The organism is Sulfuriflexus sp. (assembly GCF_032250955.1).
In the GTDB taxonomy this organism is placed as follows: Bacteria; Pseudomonadota; Gammaproteobacteria; order AKS1; family AKS1; genus Sulfuriflexus.
On record NZ_JAVVES010000055.1, the window covers coordinates 1 to 19,554 of the forward strand.

A 19,554-nucleotide genomic window follows, 5' to 3' on the forward strand; every position below is an offset into this window, starting at 1 on the left:
GCCTGACAAGCGGTAAGCTTCCGATAAATAAGGTAACCAGGTTGACTAATGCGCATGAATACATGAAATTTCATCCTCCTCTAATCCAGCGGGGTCGGAGTCGCTGTCTACAGGTGCTTTTGACCAAATAGCCAACGTCGTGGCTCGTTGTTCCAGCGATCACCACGCCCGCACGACTCCGACCCCTTATCCTTCTTACAGGTTACACGCTGGTCGGTATTTTTACGCCACTCTGTATGACTGTCGCTCACCGCTGGCCGGCAAATCTCCGGGGGGGCATTTCCGGGGTGGGGATACGGCAGGCAGCACCTTTATCTCAATATGACGCACTATATCGATTCAGTTACCCAAGTGCGAACTTCAATGCTGCTTAAAGTTAAGTCTCAGTGTGTAGTGTGCCTGGTGACGGCTGGAAAATAAAAACCCGGGCTGCTGGGGTGGGGGATGCAGCCCGGGGTACGAATGGCGGTCAAACGATGATGGCATGTGGGGGGGTAGGAAGGGTTGCCACACAAAGTCTGCCTGCCTGGGGCTAACTATCTCTTTTCCAAGGCTCGCACACTGTGCGCTGGTTCACAAAATCATCATTAGAGGTCTTTTGCCTGCTGCACGGCGTTGCCGATGTAATTGGCCGGGGTCAGCGTCTTCAGACGGGTTTTTTCACCTTCCGGGATTGCCAGTCCATCAATAAAGGCGTGTAGTGAAGGTGCGTCGATGCGCTTGCCCCGGGTCAGTTCTTTGAGCTTTTCATAAGGTTTTTCAATGCCATAGCGACGCATAACGGTCTGAACAGGCTCGGCGAGGACCTCCCAGTTGGCGTCGAGATCCGCAGCCAGAACCGCCGATACCACCTCGAGCTTGCCGATGCCCTTGAGACTTGACTGGTAGGCTATCAGGGCATGCGCGATACCGACGCCGAGGTTACGCAAGACGGTGGAGTCGGTGAGGTCGCGTTGCCAGCGGGAAACCGGCAGTTTGCTGGCGAGGTGGCCGAGAATCGCATTAGAGATGCCAAGATTACCCTCCGAGTTTTCAAAATCGATGGGATTGACCTTGTGCGGCATGGTCGAGGAGCCCACCTCGCCGGTGACGGTCTTCTGTTTGAAGTAACCGATAGAGATATAGCTCCAGATATCGCGGTCGAAATCGAGCAGGATAGTGTTAAAGCGCGCCACGGCATCGAAATACTCGGCGATATAGTCGTGGGGTTCGATCTGCGTAGTATAGGGATTCCAGTCCAGGCCGAGGCTCTCCACAAAGCCCTTTGCCAGTCCCTGCCAGTCAATATCAGGATAGGCCGACAGGTGGGCATTGTAGTTGCCAACGGCACCGTTGATCTTGCCCAGCAACGGCACGGCGGCGAGCTGGTCACGCTGGCGCTGCAAACGGAAGGCGACGTTGGCCATTTCCTTGCCCAGGGTGGTCGGGGAGGCCGGCTGTCCATGGGTGCGCGACAGCATGGGCTGGGCGGCCTGCTCGTGGGCAAGCTGGCTGATGGTCTGGATGAGTTCGTCCATCCGCGGCAATAACACGTCGGCGCGCGTGGCACCGAGCATCAGGCCGTGCGAGAGGTTGTTGATGTCCTCTGAGGTGCAGGCGAAGTGGATAAACTCGTTAACCGCCATCAGTTCCTGGTTAGGGGCGATCTTTTCTTTCAGGAAATACTCGACGGCCTTCACATCATGGTTAGTGGTGCGCTCGATGTCCTTCACGCGCTGTGCATCTTCAAGACTCACATTGTCGGCGATGTCGTTTAACAGGGCATTGGCCTCGGCCGACAGGGCCGGCACTTCGGCGATGTCCGGGTGTTGCGCCAACATCTGTAACCAGCGCACCTCCACCAGCACGCGGTGGCGAATCAGGCCATATTCACTACAAATACCCCGCAGGGCGGTAGTTAAGCGACCATAACGGCCATCAATCGGTGATACAGCGGTGAGCGAGCTTAATTCCATCTTATTATCCGGTCATTCGGGCATTGCTGCCGAGTGTATTTAGCCGCGTTTACAACACGGCGGCGCGTCAGGCGCAAATTGTGCCAATTCGGGCAGCAAAATACCATGCACAAATTACTGCTGTCCCGTTAACATAAGCCTGACAAGCAGTAAGCTTCGAGAAAATAAGGTAACCAGGTTGATTGATGCGCATGAACACATGAAATTTCATCACCCTCTAATCGGCGTTATCCCTTCTCCCACAGGGAGAAGGCCAGGATGAGGGGGTAAATAAAACAAGGTGTTATCGAATCTAAATCCCCTCACCCTAACCCTCTCCCGAAGGGAGAGGGAATTAACGGGACAGCAGTGTGCACAAATAAAAAAAGCCCCGCAGAAGCGAGGCTGGAGGAGCGTTGCAGTTTGTTGGTTTCGTTATACGACGTTCCAGTCGGCCGTACAGGAGGCGGCACCGGCAAGCCGGGTCTGGACATTGTGCTGTCTTGCCTGAGCCAGCGCGCGACGGGCCTGTTTTTGTTGTTTTAACCAGGCATTGGTTAACTTAATGCGTTGCTGAACTTTATGCTGGCGTTGGGTCAGCCTGAGAGTCGTGGCCTGATCCGGGACAGTCTGATGACCAGTTGCTGCGGTATTCGTGCCGCTCAGGGCCAGGCCCAGGGAGAAAATAAGTGCAACGGTGGTATCCATAACGTGCCTCCTTAATCGATCCGGTTGATAGATCTGACTAGCATGTACGCATTAGCTCACATGAAACGGGCCTGATCCGTGAACCGGTTCACGTCACTGGCTTTATTCCACTTTCTTAACAAAATAATAAAATATCATATATATTAGATAATTATGATATCTATATGATGTTATAGATTATAATAGACAAATAAGCCATTAATTTCTTTATTGAGAATCCCCCGCTTCTCCAGGAATATGACGTTAGGTGCGTGAAAGGGTAAAATGGCGTGCTTTGTCGCGGTGCCACCTGGCGCAGCGAAGCGAATTTTTTCGCCCCCAATTGATTGGAAACTGTTTCCTGAAGGAGTGTCTGTGCTCGAGTTATATCGCCAACATGTCAAAGAACGTGCCGCAGAAGGCTTGCCGCCACTGCCCCTGAACCCCGAACAGACTGCGGAGCTGGTGGAGTTATTAAAGGCCCCGCCCGCTGGCGAAGAAGAGACACTGATTGCGTTATTCACCCACCGGGTGCCGGCCGGTGTCGATCAGGCTGCCTATGTGAAGGCGGGCTTCCTGGCCGCGATCGCCAAGGGCGAGACGGCATGCGCGCTTATCGACAAGCGTCGCGCCACCGAACTGCTGGGTACTATGTTCGGCGGTTACAATATTGCGCCGCTCGTGGACTTGCTCGATGACAGCGAGCTGGCGCCATTGGCTGCCGACGCCCTCTCAAAAACCCTGCTCATCTTTGATGCCTATCATGATGTTGTTGAGAAGGCGAAAAGCAATACTGTCGCCAGCAGGGTGGTGCAAAGCTGGGCCGATGCGGAATGGTTTACCTCACGCGAGGAAATGCCGGACGCCATCCAGGTCACCGTGTTCAAGGTCGATGGGGAGACGAATACCGATGACCTGTCGCCCGCTTCCGAGGCATGGAGCCGACCGGACATTCCGCTGCACGCCAAGGCCATGTTGATCAACAAGATGCCGAATGCGCTTGCCATTGTCGATGAGCTGAAAGAGAAGGGCCACCCACTTGCTTACGTGGGTGATGTCGTCGGTACCGGTTCCTCACGTAAGTCGGCCATCAATTCCGTGCTCTGGCATATGGGGCACGATGTTCCGTTTGTGCCCAACAAGCGCCAGGGTGGGGTCATACTGGGTGGCAATATCGCGCCGATTTTCTTTAACACGGCAGAGGACTCCGGTGCCTTGCCGATTGAATGTGATGTTAGCAAGTTGCAAACCGGTGATGTGATCACGATTCATACGCGCCGGGGCGAGATCACGAATGAAGCGGGGGAGGTCGTCAGTACCTTTAGCCTGAAGCCGACCACCATCGCTGATGAAGTCCGTGTCGGTGGTCGTATTCCGCTTATAATCGGCCGTTCCCTGACAGACAAGACCCGTGAAGGCCTCGGGCTTGCGCCTTCGGATATTTTCACGCGCCCGGTCGCACCTGCCGATACCGGCAAGGGTTTCACCCTGGCACAGAAGATGGTGGGGCGCGCCTGTGGCGTCGATGGTATTCGTCCGGGCACTTATTGCGAGCCGCGCATGACCACGGTGGGTTCACAGGACACCACCGGTGCCATGACCCGTGACGAACTTAAGGAACTGGCCTGTCTAGGTTTCACGGCAGACTTTGTCATGCAAAGCTTCTGTCATACCGCGGCCTATCCGAAGCCGGTTGATATTACCCTGCAACATGACCTGCCCGACTTTATCCAGAACCGTGGCGGTGTCAGCCTGCGGCCGGGTGACGGTGTGATCCATTCCTGGTTGAACCGCATGGTCTTGCCGGACACCGTCGGTACCGGCGCGGACTCACATACCCGCTTCCCGATCGGTATCAGTTTTCCGGCCGGTTCCGGCCTGGTTGCCTTTGCCGCGGCACTCGGTGTGATGCCGCTGGAGATGCCGGAATCGGTATTGGTACGTTTCAAGGGTGAGATGCAACCCGGTATCACCCTGCGTGACCTGGTTAACGCCATCCCGTACGTGGCGATTCAAAACGGTCAGCTCACGGTTGAAAAACAAAACAAGAAGAATGTTTTCTCCGGACGGATTCTTGAAATCGAAGGGCTGCCGGATCTGAAGGTGGAACAGGCCTTTGAATTCTCTGATGCCTCGGCCGAGCGTTCTGCTGCCGGCTGCACCGTGCACCTGAATAAAGAACCGATCATCGAGTACCTGCAATCCAATGTCACGTTGTTGAAGTGGATGATAGCCAATGATTATGGCGATGCCCGGACACTGCAGCGTCGTATCGATGCCATGCAGGAATGGCTGGCAAAACCGGAGCTCATGGCAGCGGATGCTGATGCCGACTACGCCGAGGTCATCGAAATCGATCTGAATGAAATTACCGAACCCTTGCTGGCCTGTCCGAACGACCCGGATGATGTGCGCATGCTCAGTGCAGTAGCCGGCGTGCATGTTGATGAAGTCTTTATCGGTTCCTGTATGACCAACATCGGTCATTACCGGGCTGCCGGCAAGGTGCTGGAAAATATCAGCAGTGTCCCGGTCCGTTTGTGGATTGTGCCGCCGACCCGCATGGATGAACATCAACTCACTGAAGAAGGTTATTATTCGATCTTCGGCAGGGCCGGCGCGCGCACCGAAGTGCCGGGGTGTTCCTTGTGCATGGGTAACCAGGCCCGTGTCGCCGACGGTGCCACTGTTGTCTCAACCTCAACGCGGAACTTCCCGAACCGTATGGGTAAGGATGCGAATGTGTACCTTGGCTCGGCCGAGCTGGCCGCGGTGTCTGCCGCACTTGGTCATATCCCCACACTCGAGGAATATATGCAGCACGTCAAAGACCTGGAACCAATGGCGGACGATATTTACCGTTACCTCAACTTCCACGAGATCGCGGAATACAAGCAAGTCGCGGATAAAGTCATACGCGTTACTCTTGCAGAGTAACGGGATTGATGAATGATGATCGCGAATTGATGATCGGCAGAGATTTTGCCGATCATCAATTATCATTCTGCAATCATCAATCTAAGGAAACGCAGGCACTGTCGGTTCGGAACCACGTTCACCGGCTTCGGGATGATGGCGTTTGACGAGTTCGCTGATTTCCGCGACCCGGCCTTTCGGGACGTCGACGATCAGTAATAACTGCCCGTCCTCGATGGCCGGTTCAAAACGCTTGAGTTTCGAGTTGTGAAGTGAAACCCCGATCATTCCTGATACCCAGGCACCAAACACCGCCCCCGAGAGGGTGATCCCCAGTATGGTGGCACCATCGAAATCGAGCCCGAGTGGTGAGAAATTCGAACCGATGAGGCCGGCAATCAGGCCGGTTGCGAAACCGATTACAATACCACGCTCAAAGGCAGGGATGAGATCGGTTTTTTCCAGCAGGCTTGCACCGGGCAGGTTGGCTTCGCTGAGCCGGGATTCGTCTTTGCCGATAATATGCATATGACCGGTATCGACGCGGGCGAGTAGAAGATCGTTAACGATCTGTTTGGCACTATTCACGTGCGGGGAGAGAAAATATAACCTTCGCATGACACGTCCTCCTCTGTTGCTATGACAGGGACTTCGTTTTTCAGATAGTACGCCTGAGGGCGACTACGCAACCGGGCGGGTCGACCATCACAATAAAGTGTACGCCAGATTCACCAACATGCAATACCTGAGTATTTTTACTGGTTTTTCGTGAGTCTGTTCCCTGTCAGCCGAGTTCTCCGATTATCCGCTTGATTTCATTGAGGTAACGTTTGCGGGTAAAAATGAGTTGCAGGCGTGTGCCGCCTTTCTGCCGCCATAAGACTGCCGAGCGGACTGCGGCCAGCAGCAGGCTGCGAATACGGTTGACGTTTTCGCTGTTGCCGATGTGCACCTGATCGCCGTTAACCATGATGCGCGGATTTAGCTCACTGAGGGTGTCTGTGTACAAGCCCGCCAGGTTTGCGAGGACGTTGCTGTGGGTGGTGGAAAAATGCTCCGCCTGGCTGCGGGCATTGTCGATCCCGTCACCGACCTGGGCGAGCATAGCCGGTTTTTTCATTAAACTGCGTTCGAGCTGGATCACCATCAGGCAATAACGCATGACCTCGACCGACTCGGCATCCTGCTTATTGTCGAATAACTTTTCGGCCAGCCTGAGTCCGGGCAACAGCTTTTCGCGTCCGCCATAGACGGCCTCAGTCGTTTCGGCCTCGGTGACAAACAGGCTGTTAATGCTGGCCGTCAAGGCCTCGGCATCGGTCATGCCATGACGGGCTATCTGTTGCACACAGCGACAGGCCTGGACGATGCCAGCCATGGCAAGAACACGATCGGTAATAGTGCCGCTCATAAAATATTATTGTCCTGTAGGTTAAAGCCTTCGGTGATAATAGCGCCACCGAGGCAAATATCCCCGGCATAAAAAACAATGGATTGTCCCGGGGTGATGGCGCGCTGCGGTTCAGCAAACAGCACCCGCAAGCCATGCTTATGTCTTGTTACCGTGCAGGCCTGATCGGGTTGCCGGTAACGGGTCTTGGCCATGCATTGCATGGGCAGGGTGGGCGGTTCGGTCTGTGTCCAGTGCAGGTCAATGGCCAACAGGCCCTGTTTGTAAAGTAAGGGGTGTTCACCGCCTTGCACGACGAGCAGGCGGTTGTTGTCGAGATCTTTTTCAGCCACAAACCAGGGCTGTTCATCGGCATCTCGCAGGCCACCAATCCCCAGTCCCTGGCGTTGCCCGATGGTGTAATACATCAGGCCATGATGCCGGCCGATAATCTTGCCGTCGGTGGTGCAGATGTCACCGGGTTGCGCCGGGAGGTAACGTTCGAGGAAGTCGCGGAAGTTACGTTCGCCAATAAAGCAGATGCCGGTACTGTCTTTCTTCCTGCTGTTGGCAAAACCCTGTTGTTCAGCGATTTCGCGAACGCGTGGCTTTGCAATGTTGCCGAGCGGAAACATGGCGTGTGACAACTGTTCATGACTCAGCATATACAGAAAATAACTCTGGTCCTTGTTGTCATCAACAGCCTTGAGTAAACGGTGTTGCGGATCGCTAATACCGCCGCGTACGTAGTGACCGGTAGCAATGGCCTCTGCGCCGAGGCTGATAGCGTGGTCAAGAAAGGCGCGAAACTTTATTTCACGGTTGCACAGCACATCCGGGTTTGGTGTGCGGCCGGCCCTGTATTCAGCAAGAAAGTGTTCAAATACGCGATCCCAGTATTCGGCGGAAAAATTGACGGTGTGCAACCTGATGCCAAGCCGGTCACAGACCTGCTGTGCATCCTCAAGATCCACCGCAGCGGTGCAGTATTCCCCGGTGTCGTCCTCTTCCCAGTTCTTCATGAACAGGCCTTCCACCGCATAGCCCTGTTCGAGAAGCAGGTAAGCGGCCACGGACGAATCCACGCCACCGGACATGCCGACGATAATCTTGTTGTGGTTAATATTGGCCATGTCGGTTTCTATGCAGGTTCCCAGCCATCTTGCCACTGCTCGAGCGGCAGGATGTAGGGTGGTTCACCGTTATCCAGAAACCAGGAGTCTACAGCAAATTTTCGCCCGCTTTGTCGCTCACGGATGACCGCGGTGGTATGTGGCCAGCCAAACAGGAAAAAGCCTCTTGTCTTGCGAGTCTCGACTTCATGCCAGCGGAGCAAATCGTCATTGGCCATCATCATGAGATAAAAGGTTGTATTGATCGATTCGTCGATACAATCAAGCTGACCTTCTTCACCAAGGTGGGGCAGGGTCATTGCCTTGTCGACATGGGTGCCGGTGATTTTGCCTACCATTGTTTCCAGGCGGGCAATGGCGCGGCGAATATTCTCGCGTTCCTGCTGCGGACTGTGATTGTTTGCAAACTGTAATCGAATACTGCGCCACTGTTCGTCATTCAGTTGAACCTCGGTTACGTCCTCGCAGGTGCCGTGATAGCAGATGCTGAAACGGGACGGCCGCGGTTCGCTGATTAGGTCATCACGCACAAAGGTGTCTGCGGCCACGCTCGTGCCGGCAAGCAACAGGCTTAGCACAATCGTGTTAAGGGATGTCGATGGCATGAATAATGTCCATTGAGTATCGTTGTCCAGACAGGTAATCGGCCAGGCATTTCCTTACCATCGGGCTACGCAGGCGCGCGGCGGGCAGGGCAAGCAGTTCGTCGTGGCTCAACCACGGTGCGGCGATAATACCTGCATCCAGTGGTTGTGTCGGGGCGTGCGCCGCCAGCGTGCCGGTGAAACAAAAACGCACAAAAGTTTCGCCAGCACCCGGCTTGCACCAGTGGTAAATGCCGGTGATGGCCTCGGGGATAAACTCCCAGGCGGTCTCTTCCTGTACCTCGCGGATAACGGCAGCGGCGAGGCTTTCGCCCTCTTCAAGGTGCCCGGCCGGCTGGTTATAGATGACCTGTCCATCGGCGAGTTCTTCCACCATCAGAAATTTGCCATTACGTTCAATTACCGCGGCAACAGTGACATGGGGTTTCCAGATCATATCTTGCTAAACCTTTATTTCTTGCCATTTACCGGGGTTAATCCCCTCGAGTGTCCAGGTGCCAATGGCGACGCGCACCAGACGCAGGGTCGGGTAGCCCACCGCGGCAGTCATGCGCCGGATCTGGCGATTACGTCCCTCGCGGATCTTTAATTCTATCCATGCGGTGGGGATGTTTTTTCGAAACCGTACCGGTGGCTGGCGTGTCCACAATGCCGGTGCTTCGATCAGCTTTGCTTCCGCCGGGCGGGTCAGGCCATCTTTTAACGTGACGCCGGCGCGCAGCTGCTGCAGGGCGGCCGCATCGGGTTGTTTTTCCACCTGCACCCAGTAGGTTTTCCATTGCTTGAAACGCGGATCGGCGATCTTCTGTTGCAGATGCCCGTCATCGGTAAGCAGCAACAGCCCTTCGCTGTCCCGATCCAGGCGTCCGGCCGGATAGACGCCGGGTACGTCGATGTAGTCTGCCAGGGTCTCGCGACCATCGGCATCGGTGAACTGGCTGAGTACACCGTAAGGCTTGTTAAACAGGAGCAGGCGACTCACAGCAATTCGGTGACGTCATGCCGATAGGCCGGGCTGCAACAACACAGGATCACGAGGTCGGTGTCACCGCTATTGTGGATGCAATGGGCCGTGCCGGGGAGGATACAGACTGTATCGCCGGCGGTGACGGCAAATTCCTCTTCGGCCAGCCGCATGACGCCCTGGCCAGCCGTAATGTGATAAAGCTCCTCACTTTGGCGGTGGCGGTGCAGAAGGGTGGTTATACCCGGTGATACGATGGCCTCGGCGAGGCTCTGGTTCCGGCTGGCATGCTGCGCGGGGTGCATTAACTCGCGGATCCGGGAGCGGTCTTTAGTGATGTAACCCGGCGTGTCACGACGTCTTGTATGGTAGTTTTTATTCATAAACGGGCACAGTATACCGTGCCCGGTCTATTCGGGCAGCCCCAGCCGCTTGCCGGCTGGCAGTGCTCGTGAAAACCGGCTGGCCCGCTCCGGGGCCCCTGGTGGCGCGACTGTAAACGAACGCTGTTTCTAGTGCGAGACTTGCGGGCCCGGTTCATCCGGACGGATGCACTGGGCCTGCAGGCCTTTCGGGCCATCGATGACCTCAAATGCTACGTGTTGGCCGCGTTTCAGCGTCTTGTAACCGTCCATTTCGACAGACGAGAAGTGGGCGAAGATGTCATCGCGGCCATTATCCTCAGTAATGAATCCGTAGCCTTTGCTATTGTTAAACCATTTTACAATGCCTTGTGACATGGCAGTTTCCCTCAGGTTGCAGAAAAGTCATCTCGTCCCCATATCAGTACGTGACGGGCAGGAACGGATCCCAAGTTTTATCTAACCTTAGCGGTATAGTCAACTTTGTTGTGATGCAAAAAATGTGGAAATACAATGACCTGCAAACAATGCGGGAATAACCGAGTGAGTCGCTCAAGATAACTTGCACCCTGCTGCGCAGACAGCGAGAATGAATGTTGTCAGGACACGAAAGTGAACGTTTAATTAAATACAGTTTCGAAATATGAGTAACCAGAATCAGAGAAATGATGACCTTGCCCTGCAGGAGTCGAAGCCCGAACTCAAGCAGCCTCCGCAGTACAAGGTCTTGTTGTTGAATGACGACTACACGCCGATGGAGTATGTCATCTATGTCCTGGAGGGTTTTTTCGATATGAATCGGGAGAAGGCCACTCAGATTATGCTGCACGTACATACCCGCGGCGCGGGCGTGTGTGGTATCTATACGCGTGATGTGGCCGAGACCAAGGTAGAACTGGTCAATGCTACTTCACGTGAGAATCAGCATCCGCTCAAGTGCATCATGGAAGAGGCCTGAGGCGGTTTTTTATAAAGTGAGAATGCTGTAATGCTAAATAAAGAACTCGAATTCACGCTGAATCTCGCCTACAGGGAAACGCGCGAGAAGAAGCACGAATTTATGACAGTCGAACACCTGTTGCTGGCTTTGCTGGATAACCCGGAGGCCTCCGCGGTCCTGCACGCCTGTGGCACCAACCTTATGGATTTGAAGGTTGAGCTGGAAAAATTCCTCGATGAGACCACACCGATTCTTTCGCAAACCGATGATCGCGAAACCCAGCCGACTCTCGGTTTTCAGCGCGTTATGCAACGCGCCGTCTTTCACGTGCAGTCTTCCGGCAAGAAAGAAGTTACCGGCGCCAATGTGCTGGTGGCCATCTTCAGTGAGCCTGATTCACAAGCTGTGTACTTTCTCAACAAGCAGGGCGTCACGCGACTGGACGTTGTGAATTACATATCACACGGCATTTCCAAGGTTGACAGTGACGAAAACGAAGATGACTTTGCCCCTGAACTGGATGAAGAGGGCGAAGATCAGCAACAAAAGTCACCGCTGGAAAATTATGCGGTTAACCTGAATGAGCAGGCCGCACAGGGCAAGATTGATCCTCTGATTGGTCGTCAGCAGGAAGTGCAACGCACCGTGCAGATACTCTGCCGGCGCCGGAAGAACAACCCGCTCTATGTTGGCGAAGCCGGTGTCGGCAAGACGGCAATCGCCGAAGGCCTGGCCAAGATGATCGTCGATGCCGAGGTGCCGGATGTCCTGCTCGATGCGACTATCTACGCGCTCGACCTCGGCGCCTTGCTGGCGGGCACCAAGTACCGCGGTGATTTCGAAAAACGCCTCAAGGCCATCCTCAAGCAATTGAAGAGAGAGCCGCATGCGATTCTGTTTATCGACGAGATTCACACCATCATCGGTGCCGGTGCGGCCTCCGGCGGGGTGATGGACGCGTCGAACCTGATCAAGCCCATGCTGGCCTCGGGTGAACTCAAGTGTATCGGCTCGACGACGTACCAGGAATATCGTGGCATCTTCGAAAAAGACCGTGCCCTGGCACGCCGCTTCCAGAAGATCGATGTCAACGAGCCGTCGGTGGAAGAAACCGTGCAGATACTCATGGGGCTCAAGTCCCGCTTTGAGGAGTTCCACGAGATTCGTTACACGCGCCAGGCGCTACGTGCGGCGGCCGAACTGGCGGATCGCTACATCAATGATCGGCACATGCCGGACAAGGCCATTGATGTCATCGATGAGGCCGGTGCTCATCAGCGTCTGCGCCCGGCATCGAAGCGCAAGAAGACCATCAGCGTTGGCGATGTCGAAAGCATTGTTGCCGGCATTGCCCGTATCCCGCCGAAATCGGTTTCGTCTTCAGATAAGGATATGCTCAGGAATCTGGATGATGACCTGAAGATGGTCATCTATGGTCAGGACCAGGCGATTGACAGCCTGTCGACGGCGATCAAGATGTCACGCTCAGGGCTGGGTACGCAAGATCGGCCGATTGGTTCGTTCCTGTTTGCCGGACCAACCGGCGTCGGTAAGACCGAAGTCACACGTCAGCTCGCGCGTATTATGGGCGTTGAACTGATTCGCTTCGATATGTCCGAGTACATGGAGCGGCATACGGTGTCGCGTCTTATCGGCGCACCTCCCGGTTATGTCGGTTTTGACCAGGGTGGCTTGCTCACCGAGGCCGTCAACAAACAGCCGCATGCGGTATTGTTGCTGGATGAAATCGAAAAGGCCCATCCGGATGTCTTCAACCTGTTATTGCAGATCATGGATCATGGTACGCTTACCGATAACAACGGTCGCAAGGCTGATTTCCGCAATGTCGTAATTGTCATGACCACGAATGCCGGCGCTGAACAAATCAGTCGGGCTAGTATCGGTTTTACCAAACAGGACCACACCAAGGACAACCTGGAAGTTATCAACAAGACATTTACACCGGAGTTCCGTAACCGTCTTGATTCGATTATCTGGTTCAAGAATCTTGATCGTCGCACCATCGACAGCGTGGTCAACAAGTTTATCTTTGAGCTTGAGGCTCAGTTGCATGACAAGAATGTTACCCTCGAACTCGATGAAGCAGCGCAATCCTGGCTGGCTGAGCACGGCTTTGACGAAAAGATGGGGGCACGCCCGATGACCCGCCTGATTCAGGACAACATCAAGAAGCCACTGGCAGAGGAGTTACTCTTCGGCAAGCTGGTCAACGGTGGTCACGTGCGGATCACGGCCAATAGCGACGGCCTGAGTTTTGATATTCAGACGGAAGCAGACGCAAAAGAAACCGTCCACTAAGGGCGGGTTCTTCCGTCAGGGTATTTTTGTGAGAAGCCGGCTGGTGCCTTACTTGGCGCGGTAGGTAATGCGTCCCTTGCTCAGATCGTAAGGGGTGAGTTGCACGGTGACCTTGTCACCGGTCAGGATGCGGATATAGTGCTTGCGCATCTTGCCTGAAATATGGGCGGTCACGATGTGGCCGTTTTCCAGTTCAACGCGGAACATTGTGTTTGGCAGCGTCTCAATGACGGTGCCTTCCATTTCGATTGCTTCTTCTTTAGCCATATGTGCTGGCGCCTTCCGGCGACATCTCTGTCTTTTGGTGGTTTACGGCGCTGCATAATGCCCGATTTATCATTGATGTTCAACGCATTAAGTCGGAAAAAGGCGAAAAATCGCATAACCGCGTCGCGCCCGCCGGCGATGGACGCGAGGATACGCGGCGGCGCTGTCGGCAAGCCGTGGCCTAGAAAGAAGCGGCCTGGCGCTGCGAGGTACTCACTCGTGACATGTGTGGATGCAACGCATTGTTATCAATCACGATTTCCATGTCGAGACGGTTGATGATCGCTTCTATATCATTGGGGTCGAAAAAGTCCTGACACAGGCGACGGAAGTGGATGGCATTGAGATAGAGCACATTCGGTTTCATGCCCTGTTCAATCTCAAACGTGTATACCAGGCGGTAGATAAAGCTCAACATGGCTGACTCCTCGGGTGGGTGTCCAAAATTCAGCTGTCTGCTGTTATCTATATCGGTGCAATGGACGGGCCACTCAAGGGCGGATATTGTTAAAAATTGTCAACTCCTTGAAAATTCATGGAATTATTTCTCCCCACTGGCCATCCCGGAAGACTTCAAAGGGCCGATATTGGTCCTTGTAGGCCATTTTTTGACACTCCTTGATCCAGTAGCCCAGGTAGACGTGGTCAAATCCTGACGCTTTCGCCGCTTCAATCTGCCAGAGCACGGCGTATACGCCGAGCGCACGCGCGGATTCAAGGGGATCAAAGTAGGTATATACGGCCGACAGCGCATCGCTGAGCACATCCGCGACGGCAATCCCCAGCAGTCGGCCCTCATGGCGGAATTCGTAAAAATTCGCCTCGATATAGGGATTGATGAGGAAGTCGCTGTACTTGTCCGGGTCAGGCGTGTCCATGCCACTACCCTGGTGGCGGTGGTGCATGTAACGGCGGTAGAGCAAGAAGTGCTCGTCGCGGTATTCACTGCCGACCGTAACCACCTCGAGATCGGCATTGCGCTTCCAGTTCCGTCGCTGGCTACGCGAGGGCTGAAACCTTGCCACTGGTACGCGGATCGGGATACAGGCATCACACCCCGGGCATCGGGGGCGATAGACGTGTGTGCCGCTACGGCGAAAGCCGTATTTGATCAACTCGCTATACAGGCTGGTGCCGATGCGCACAGACGGGTCGGCGAACAGCGTCTGCGCGGATCTCCCGGGCAGGTAACTACATTCGTGTTCGGGCGTGAGGTAGAAATCCAGCGCCTGTTGATCCGCAATCCCCATCACCACAGCTCCAGGTCATTATCAAACCGCCACAGTCGCTCTTGCCCACCGGCAGGTGGCTGTTCGCAGTATTCATTCAGTAAGGAAATAAACGCCAGCCGGGGAATGTTAACGGCACCGAGTGAGGCAAGGTGGTCGGAGTAGACCTGGCAGTCGATCAAGGCATAACCCCAGTGCTGTAACTGGCACACGAGATGCACAAAAGCAACCTTCGAGGCGTCCGTGCGGCGCGAAAACATCGATTCACCAAAGAACACCTTGCCGATCGCCACGCCATAGAGTCCGCCGACCAGTTCGTCATCCTGCCAGGCCTCAACCGAGTGGGCGTGGCCCTGCAGATGCAGGGCCTGGTAGGCGGCCTTCATCTCCCCGGTGATCCAGGTGCCGGCCTCGTCATCGCGTGGCGCGGCACAGGCGGCCATGACGTCAGCAAAGGCAGTATCGAGGGTGACGGTGTACGGTTGTTTCTTCAGGGTCTTGCGCAGGCTGCGCGAGATCTTCAGTTCGGCCGGGCGCAGGATGGCGCGGGGATCAGGTGACCACCACATGATTGGCTGGCCTTCGCTATACCACGGGAAGATGCCGGCACGATAGGCGTGCATGAGGCGGGTTACCGAGAGGCTGGCGCCGAAGGCAAGCAGACCATCAGGGTCACGCAGCGCCAGCTCCACGGGGGGGAAGGGGGCTGCATCATCATCGGTGGGCAGCCAGTAGAGACTCTCAATGGAAGAATTCATGGTCATGGCTCAGTCGCCTGCCTGCTTGTAGGGGCTGTGCTCGTTCAGCACTTCCATATAATCTTGCATCCCGCCGTGTTCGTGCTCAAGAAAGTTTGACACGGCATCACTGAAGTCCGGATGTGCCAGCCAGTGTGCCGACCAGGTTGCCTGGGGCAAGAAGCCGCGACTGAGCTTGTGCTCGCCCTGGGCACCGGCCTCGAAACGCGCCAGGCCATGTTCAATACAGTAATCAATCAGGCGGTAATAACACAACTCGAAGTGCAGACCGGAAAAGGATTCGAGGCATCCCCAGTGACGGCCATACAGGGTATCGCTGCCACGCAGGTTGAAGGTGGCGGCGACATAGCGGCCCGCGTGTCTGGCGAAGACCAGCACCACCGCATCGGGCATGGACTGGCTCAGGGCAATAAAAAAGGCCTTGCTCAGGGTCGGATGGCCACTCTTGCGCGCAAACGTTGAGCAATAAAAATCGTAGAACACCTCCCAGTGTTCCTCGCGCGTATCACGGCCATGCAGCAGCTCTACCTCAATGCCGGCTTCATACACCTGTCGGCGTTCCCGTTTTACCTGCTTGCGTTTTTTTGATGTCAGCACGGCAAGGTAGTCATCAAAATGCTGGTAATTCGCGTTATGCCAGTGAAACTGGCAACCGGTACGCCGCATCAGGCCCTGTTGCTCGAGAAAGTCGGTGTCGGCCTCGTCAGTAAACAGCCAGTGCAGGGAAGAGACATCGAGCTGCTTCGCATGCGCCAGTGCCGCCCCGTGCAAGGTGCGACGAAGGCTCTCGGCCTGCGGATGCGCGGCCTTCACCAGCAGGCGCCGGCCCGTTACTGGGGTGTAGGGGACTGCGACGACAAGCTTCGGGTAATACTGCAGGCCGTGGCGGGCATAGGCATCCGCCCAGGCCCAGTCAAAGACGAACTCGCCGTAGGAATTGTCTTTTAAATACATTGGTGCCGTGGCGACCAGGTGTTCATCCTCATACACGCACAGGTATTGAGGCAACCAGCCCCAGGGCTGCAGACACTCATGCTGTTCGAGCGCCCGCAGGAACTCATAGCGCAGGAACGGGTTGCCCTCACCGGCGAGGGCATTCCAGTCAGTGGCGGTAATGGTATCGAGGTGGGAGTGGACGACGACTTGCATGCTTGTATTGGAGCAAAACGGCGCAGTGCTGACAATCGTTAATCGCCCAAGGCCTTATTTTTGTCGGGCTATCGCGTATGTGTAACAGTGAAAGTGTCAGGCTGAACCTTGTCTCTTTACGCCTCTATGCGACAGGAAGCCGTACAGTAAGAATGGCCGAGAGGATTGGTCATATGTCAAGCTGATGTGGTGGATTCAAACTGCCCCTTTTACTTTTATTACCCATGATTTTCTTCAGTCCCTTCCTCTGCCAGCGGCGCCATTTCCAGGGCGACTGGTGAGGTGCGCCCCATGGCGACGAATTCACCCTGTTCGGCGACGGGCACTGCCTCGCGCCGTTGCATGCGGAGGAGGGCGAATAACAGCAGTGTACCCAATACCAGCGCGATGAATAATAGCAGTGCCCCGGGGCCGAAGCGACTCATGCCCTGACCAGCCAGGGACGGTCCCAGCATGGCGCCGACACCATAGAGTTGCAGCAGGCTGCGGGTGGCTTCCAGTACTTGGTCGGTTTCAATATGGTCGTTAACATGGGCCACGCTCAGACCATACAGGCTGAAGACAAAGCCACCGAAGAGGAAGGCAACGACATACAAAGGGAGGGTTACGTGCTGCCCCATCAGGAATCCGAGCAGCGCCAAAACGGCGGCAATCAAGGTGGCCATCACGATCACTTTGCGCCTGTCAATATGATCGGAAAGCAGACCAATCGGCCACTGCAGCAGGACGCCGCCCGTGATGGTCGCGCTCATCAAGACGGCCACGCCAAGATCGTCGAGGCCGATACTCTCGCCGTACAGCGGCATCATGCCCCAGAACGCCCCGGTTACCATGCCTGCTGCCAGGGTCGCTACCACACCGAGCGGGGAGGTTGCATAGAGGCTGGCCAGTTTCAGGCGGGCGCTTATGACCAGCTCCGGTTGTTGCAGGCGGGTCATGGTGATGGGCACGAGGGCGAGTGACAGCAGGATAGTGATGATGCCGAACAGTTCGAAGCCGGCGACTTCACCCAGGAGTAGCAGATATTGCCCGCCGGCCATGGCCAGTAAGGTGACGGCCATGTAAATACTGAAAATTTGCCCACGCAGGTGACTTGGTGCGACGCTGTTCAGCCAGCTCTCGATCACCATATACAGTCCCACCATGCAGATGCCGGTGAGTACCCGCAACAGGCCCCAGATGAGGGGATCGACCCATATCGCGTAGGCGACGGCCGCCGCTGAGGCGATTGTGGCCATGACCGCGAAGGCCCGGATATGGCCAACGCGGTGGATCAGGGGCGGGCAGAAATGGGCGCCGAGGACAAAGCCGAAGAAATAGGCGGACATGACCAGGCCGGTGGTGGCTAGCGGAAATTGCTCTACATTGGCACGCAGACCGATAAGGGTGCCCTGCAGGCCGATACCGATGAGCAGTATGGCGGTTCCCAGGAGCAGGGAGATGATCGAGAGGCTGGTGCGCAACATATATTTTCCAACAGTCCGGCAAGCGAGCTGGTGATAATTGAGAATAGCTGTATCTTATCAGCAACGCCCCTCGTGGTGCTTGTATTCATAGCCCGACAAGCTCCGCGTGTAAACCATTCGCCTGGGCGGCATCTACAAATTCACTCGATTTCAGGATATCCGGATTGTATTCTATGACGATCAGGTGAGGTTTCTCGTCATGCGAAGATGCGGCCATGACGCCGTTCATCTTCAGCAGGGTGTCGCGAAACTTTTCTCGATCATCATGCGAGATTTCCTCATCAAGGTGCAAAACAACATCAACCATTGGTGCGTTCATCGGGGCCGCCTCTCTGTGTTGGATAAGGGTTAATACTTATTAGGTTTTGCTATAACCGCTTTTGCTTATTGTCCTTGATGGCAGGGCGTATAGTGAGTAGTAATAATGCTAGTTATTTCAAGATCCCTGGGCAGGCTGTCGACATGCGAAACATAAGCGTATTTTCCTCCACAATACTTATGCTGTTCTGGTCATTGCAGGTCACAAGTAAGGACTTGCCGCCCCTCGCCGATGTACATGTGCATTACAAGTGGAGCCAGGTTGAGGTAACCAGCCCGGAAGAGGCGGTTAAGGCGATGCAAAGGAATGATGTGGCCCTCGCGGTGGTCTTCGGGACGCCGCCGGAGCTGGTGCTCAACCTGCAGGGTGATGCGCGCTTGCAGCTCGTGCATTTCTTCCAGCCGTACCTGCAACCTTTTCTTAAATCTAACTGGTTCCTGAACAAGCGTGCCCCGGCGGCCGTGCGCGAGGCATTGGCGAGTGGTAAATATCATGGCGTCGGCGAGATCCATGTCTCGGATGGTATTGGTCCGCGCATGGACAGTGAGGTGTTCAATAGCATCCTGCAGATCGCCGCTGAGTTTGATGCCCCGGTCAACCTGCATACGAATGCCTCGAACTTTGAATATATGCGGCGCATCTGTACAAGGCACAGCAAGACGAAGTTTATCTGGGCGCACGCCGGTGGCCTGCAGGCCGACGGGGTGGGTAAATTGTTGTCGCACTGTGACAATGTCTGGGTCGAGTTTTCCGCCCGTGATGATCTGAAGAGCGTCAGCGGGATACCGGTCGCTGAGGTGAACGGTCATCTGCAGGCGGGCTGGCTGGAACTCATGCAGCGCTACTCACAGCGTTTTATGATTGGCAGTGATCCTATCTGGCCTGTCACTGAAATCGACTCATGGCATACGGCCGACAGCGGCTGGCAAACGGTGGACCATGTTTATGCCTATCACCGACGCTGGCTGGCCACCTTGCCGACAGCGCTGGCGGAAAGAGTTCGTTTTCGTAACGCTGCCGAATTGTTTTTATATGGCAAGACACTGCTGTCCCGTTAACATAAGCCTGACAATCGGTAAGTTTCGGATAAATAGGGTAAACAGGTTGATAGATGCG

General features: G+C 55.2%; 21 protein-coding genes. 4 read left to right on the forward strand and 17 right to left on the reverse strand.

The annotated features are described in order from the left end of the window. Positions 1–587: 587 nt before the first annotated feature. Positions 588–1,955, reverse strand: a complete 1,368-nt coding sequence (gene purB, locus RQ738_RS10225; protein ID WP_314165047.1) for an adenylosuccinate lyase — start codon at positions 1,953–1,955, stop codon at positions 588–590. Positions 1,956–2,369: 414 nt separating this feature from the next. Beyond that, the gene (locus RQ738_RS10230) at positions 2,370–2,642 is read right to left on the reverse strand and encodes a hypothetical protein (RefSeq protein ID WP_314165049.1); all 273 of its coding nucleotides are present in this window, start codon (positions 2,640–2,642) and stop codon (positions 2,370–2,372) included. 354 nt (positions 2,643–2,996) lie between these two features. Between RQ738_RS10230 and acnB the strand changes: the two genes are divergently transcribed. Further along, complete coding sequence (gene acnB / locus RQ738_RS10235; RefSeq protein ID WP_314165050.1) at positions 2,997–5,558, forward strand: bifunctional aconitate hydratase 2/2-methylisocitrate dehydratase; 2,562 nt, start codon at positions 2,997–2,999, stop codon at positions 5,556–5,558. Positions 5,559–5,639: 81 nt separating this feature from the next. On the opposite strand, the gene RQ738_RS10240 is transcribed toward acnB, so the two are convergent. From RQ738_RS10240 to RQ738_RS10275, 8 genes are all read right to left on the reverse strand, one after another. Next, positions 5,640–6,155 (reverse strand): DUF1269 domain-containing protein, encoded by a 516-nt coding sequence (locus RQ738_RS10240; RefSeq protein ID WP_314165051.1) that lies wholly within the window; start codon positions 6,153–6,155, stop codon positions 5,640–5,642. 166 nt (positions 6,156–6,321) lie between these two features. Further along, positions 6,322–6,948, reverse strand: a complete 627-nt coding sequence (gene hflD / locus RQ738_RS10245; RefSeq protein ID WP_314165053.1) for a high frequency lysogenization protein HflD — start codon at positions 6,946–6,948, stop codon at positions 6,322–6,324. Beyond that, positions 6,945–8,060 carry a tRNA 2-thiouridine(34) synthase MnmA gene (gene mnmA / locus RQ738_RS10250; protein ID WP_314165054.1) on the reverse strand — a complete coding sequence of 372 codons (1,116 nt, stop codon included), beginning with the start codon at positions 8,058–8,060 and terminating at the stop codon, positions 6,945–6,947. The genes hflD and mnmA overlap by 4 nt, the downstream gene beginning before the upstream one ends. An 8-nt stretch (positions 8,061–8,068) precedes the next feature. Further along, positions 8,069–8,665, reverse strand: coding sequence for a hypothetical protein (locus RQ738_RS10255; RefSeq protein ID WP_314165056.1), 597 nt, complete (start codon positions 8,663–8,665; stop codon positions 8,069–8,071). Next, positions 8,646–9,101 (reverse strand): NUDIX hydrolase, encoded by a 456-nt coding sequence (locus RQ738_RS10260; RefSeq protein ID WP_314165057.1) that lies wholly within the window; start codon positions 9,099–9,101, stop codon positions 8,646–8,648. Before RQ738_RS10260 ends, RQ738_RS10255 begins: the two co-directional genes overlap by 20 nt. A gap of 6 nt (positions 9,102–9,107) precedes the next feature. After that, on the reverse strand, positions 9,108–9,647 hold the full coding sequence (locus tag RQ738_RS10265) for a pseudouridine synthase (protein ID WP_314165058.1): 540 nt from the start codon (positions 9,645–9,647) through the stop codon (positions 9,108–9,110). After that, entirely contained in the window at positions 9,644–10,012 is a 369-nt protein-coding gene (locus RQ738_RS10270; RefSeq protein ID WP_314165060.1) for a cupin domain-containing protein, read from the reverse strand. The genes RQ738_RS10265 and RQ738_RS10270 overlap by 4 nt, the downstream gene beginning before the upstream one ends. A gap of 129 nt (positions 10,013–10,141) precedes the next feature. Then, a complete protein-coding gene (locus RQ738_RS10275) occupies positions 10,142–10,369 on the reverse strand; it encodes a cold shock domain-containing protein (RefSeq protein WP_314165061.1) in 228 nt (75 codons plus the stop codon). Positions 10,370–10,634: 265 nt separating this feature from the next. Between RQ738_RS10275 and clpS the strand changes: the two genes are divergently transcribed. Together clpS and clpA are read left to right on the forward strand one after the other, a co-directional pair. Beyond that, positions 10,635–10,949, forward strand: coding sequence for an ATP-dependent Clp protease adapter ClpS (gene clpS, locus RQ738_RS10280; RefSeq protein WP_314165063.1), 315 nt, complete (start codon positions 10,635–10,637; stop codon positions 10,947–10,949). Between the two features lie 30 nt (positions 10,950–10,979). After that, positions 10,980–13,250 (forward strand): ATP-dependent Clp protease ATP-binding subunit ClpA, encoded by a 2,271-nt coding sequence (gene clpA / locus RQ738_RS10285; protein WP_314165064.1) that lies wholly within the window; start codon positions 10,980–10,982, stop codon positions 13,248–13,250. 48 nt (positions 13,251–13,298) lie between these two features. Here the strand turns inward: clpA and infA are convergent, their stop codons facing one another. The 7 genes from infA to RQ738_RS10320 all read right to left on the reverse strand — a co-directional run bounded on the left by infA (position 13,299) and on the right by RQ738_RS10320 (position 18,438). Further along, complete coding sequence (gene infA, locus RQ738_RS10290; protein ID WP_314165065.1) at positions 13,299–13,517, reverse strand: translation initiation factor IF-1; 219 nt, start codon at positions 13,515–13,517, stop codon at positions 13,299–13,301. A gap of 181 nt (positions 13,518–13,698) precedes the next feature. Further along, positions 13,699–13,935: a hypothetical protein gene (locus tag RQ738_RS10295; RefSeq protein WP_314165067.1), complete on the reverse strand. Its 237-nt coding sequence runs from the start codon at positions 13,933–13,935 to the stop codon at positions 13,699–13,701. A gap of 115 nt (positions 13,936–14,050) precedes the next feature. Further along, complete coding sequence (locus RQ738_RS10300; RefSeq protein ID WP_314165068.1) at positions 14,051–14,767, reverse strand: arginyltransferase; 717 nt, start codon at positions 14,765–14,767, stop codon at positions 14,051–14,053. After that, entirely contained in the window at positions 14,767–15,492 is a 726-nt protein-coding gene (gene aat, locus RQ738_RS10305) for a leucyl/phenylalanyl-tRNA--protein transferase (protein WP_409929544.1), read from the reverse strand. Before aat ends, RQ738_RS10300 begins: the two co-directional genes overlap by 1 nt. A 21-nt stretch (positions 15,493–15,513) precedes the next feature. Next, entirely contained in the window at positions 15,514–16,653 is a 1,140-nt protein-coding gene (locus RQ738_RS10310; protein ID WP_314165069.1) for a GNAT family N-acetyltransferase, read from the reverse strand. 218 nt (positions 16,654–16,871) lie between these two features. After that, the gene (locus tag RQ738_RS10315) at positions 16,872–18,119 is read right to left on the reverse strand and encodes an MFS transporter (protein ID WP_314165070.1); all 1,248 of its coding nucleotides are present in this window, start codon (positions 18,117–18,119) and stop codon (positions 16,872–16,874) included. A gap of 85 nt (positions 18,120–18,204) precedes the next feature. Continuing rightward, positions 18,205–18,438, reverse strand: coding sequence for an ATP-binding protein (locus tag RQ738_RS10320; RefSeq protein WP_314165071.1), 234 nt, complete (start codon positions 18,436–18,438; stop codon positions 18,205–18,207). 143 nt (positions 18,439–18,581) lie between these two features. Here RQ738_RS10320 and RQ738_RS10325 point away from each other — a divergent pair, with 143 nt between their 5' ends. Continuing rightward, positions 18,582–19,496, forward strand: a complete 915-nt coding sequence (locus tag RQ738_RS10325; protein ID WP_314165073.1) for an amidohydrolase family protein — start codon at positions 18,582–18,584, stop codon at positions 19,494–19,496. Positions 19,497–19,554 lie beyond the last annotated feature (58 nt).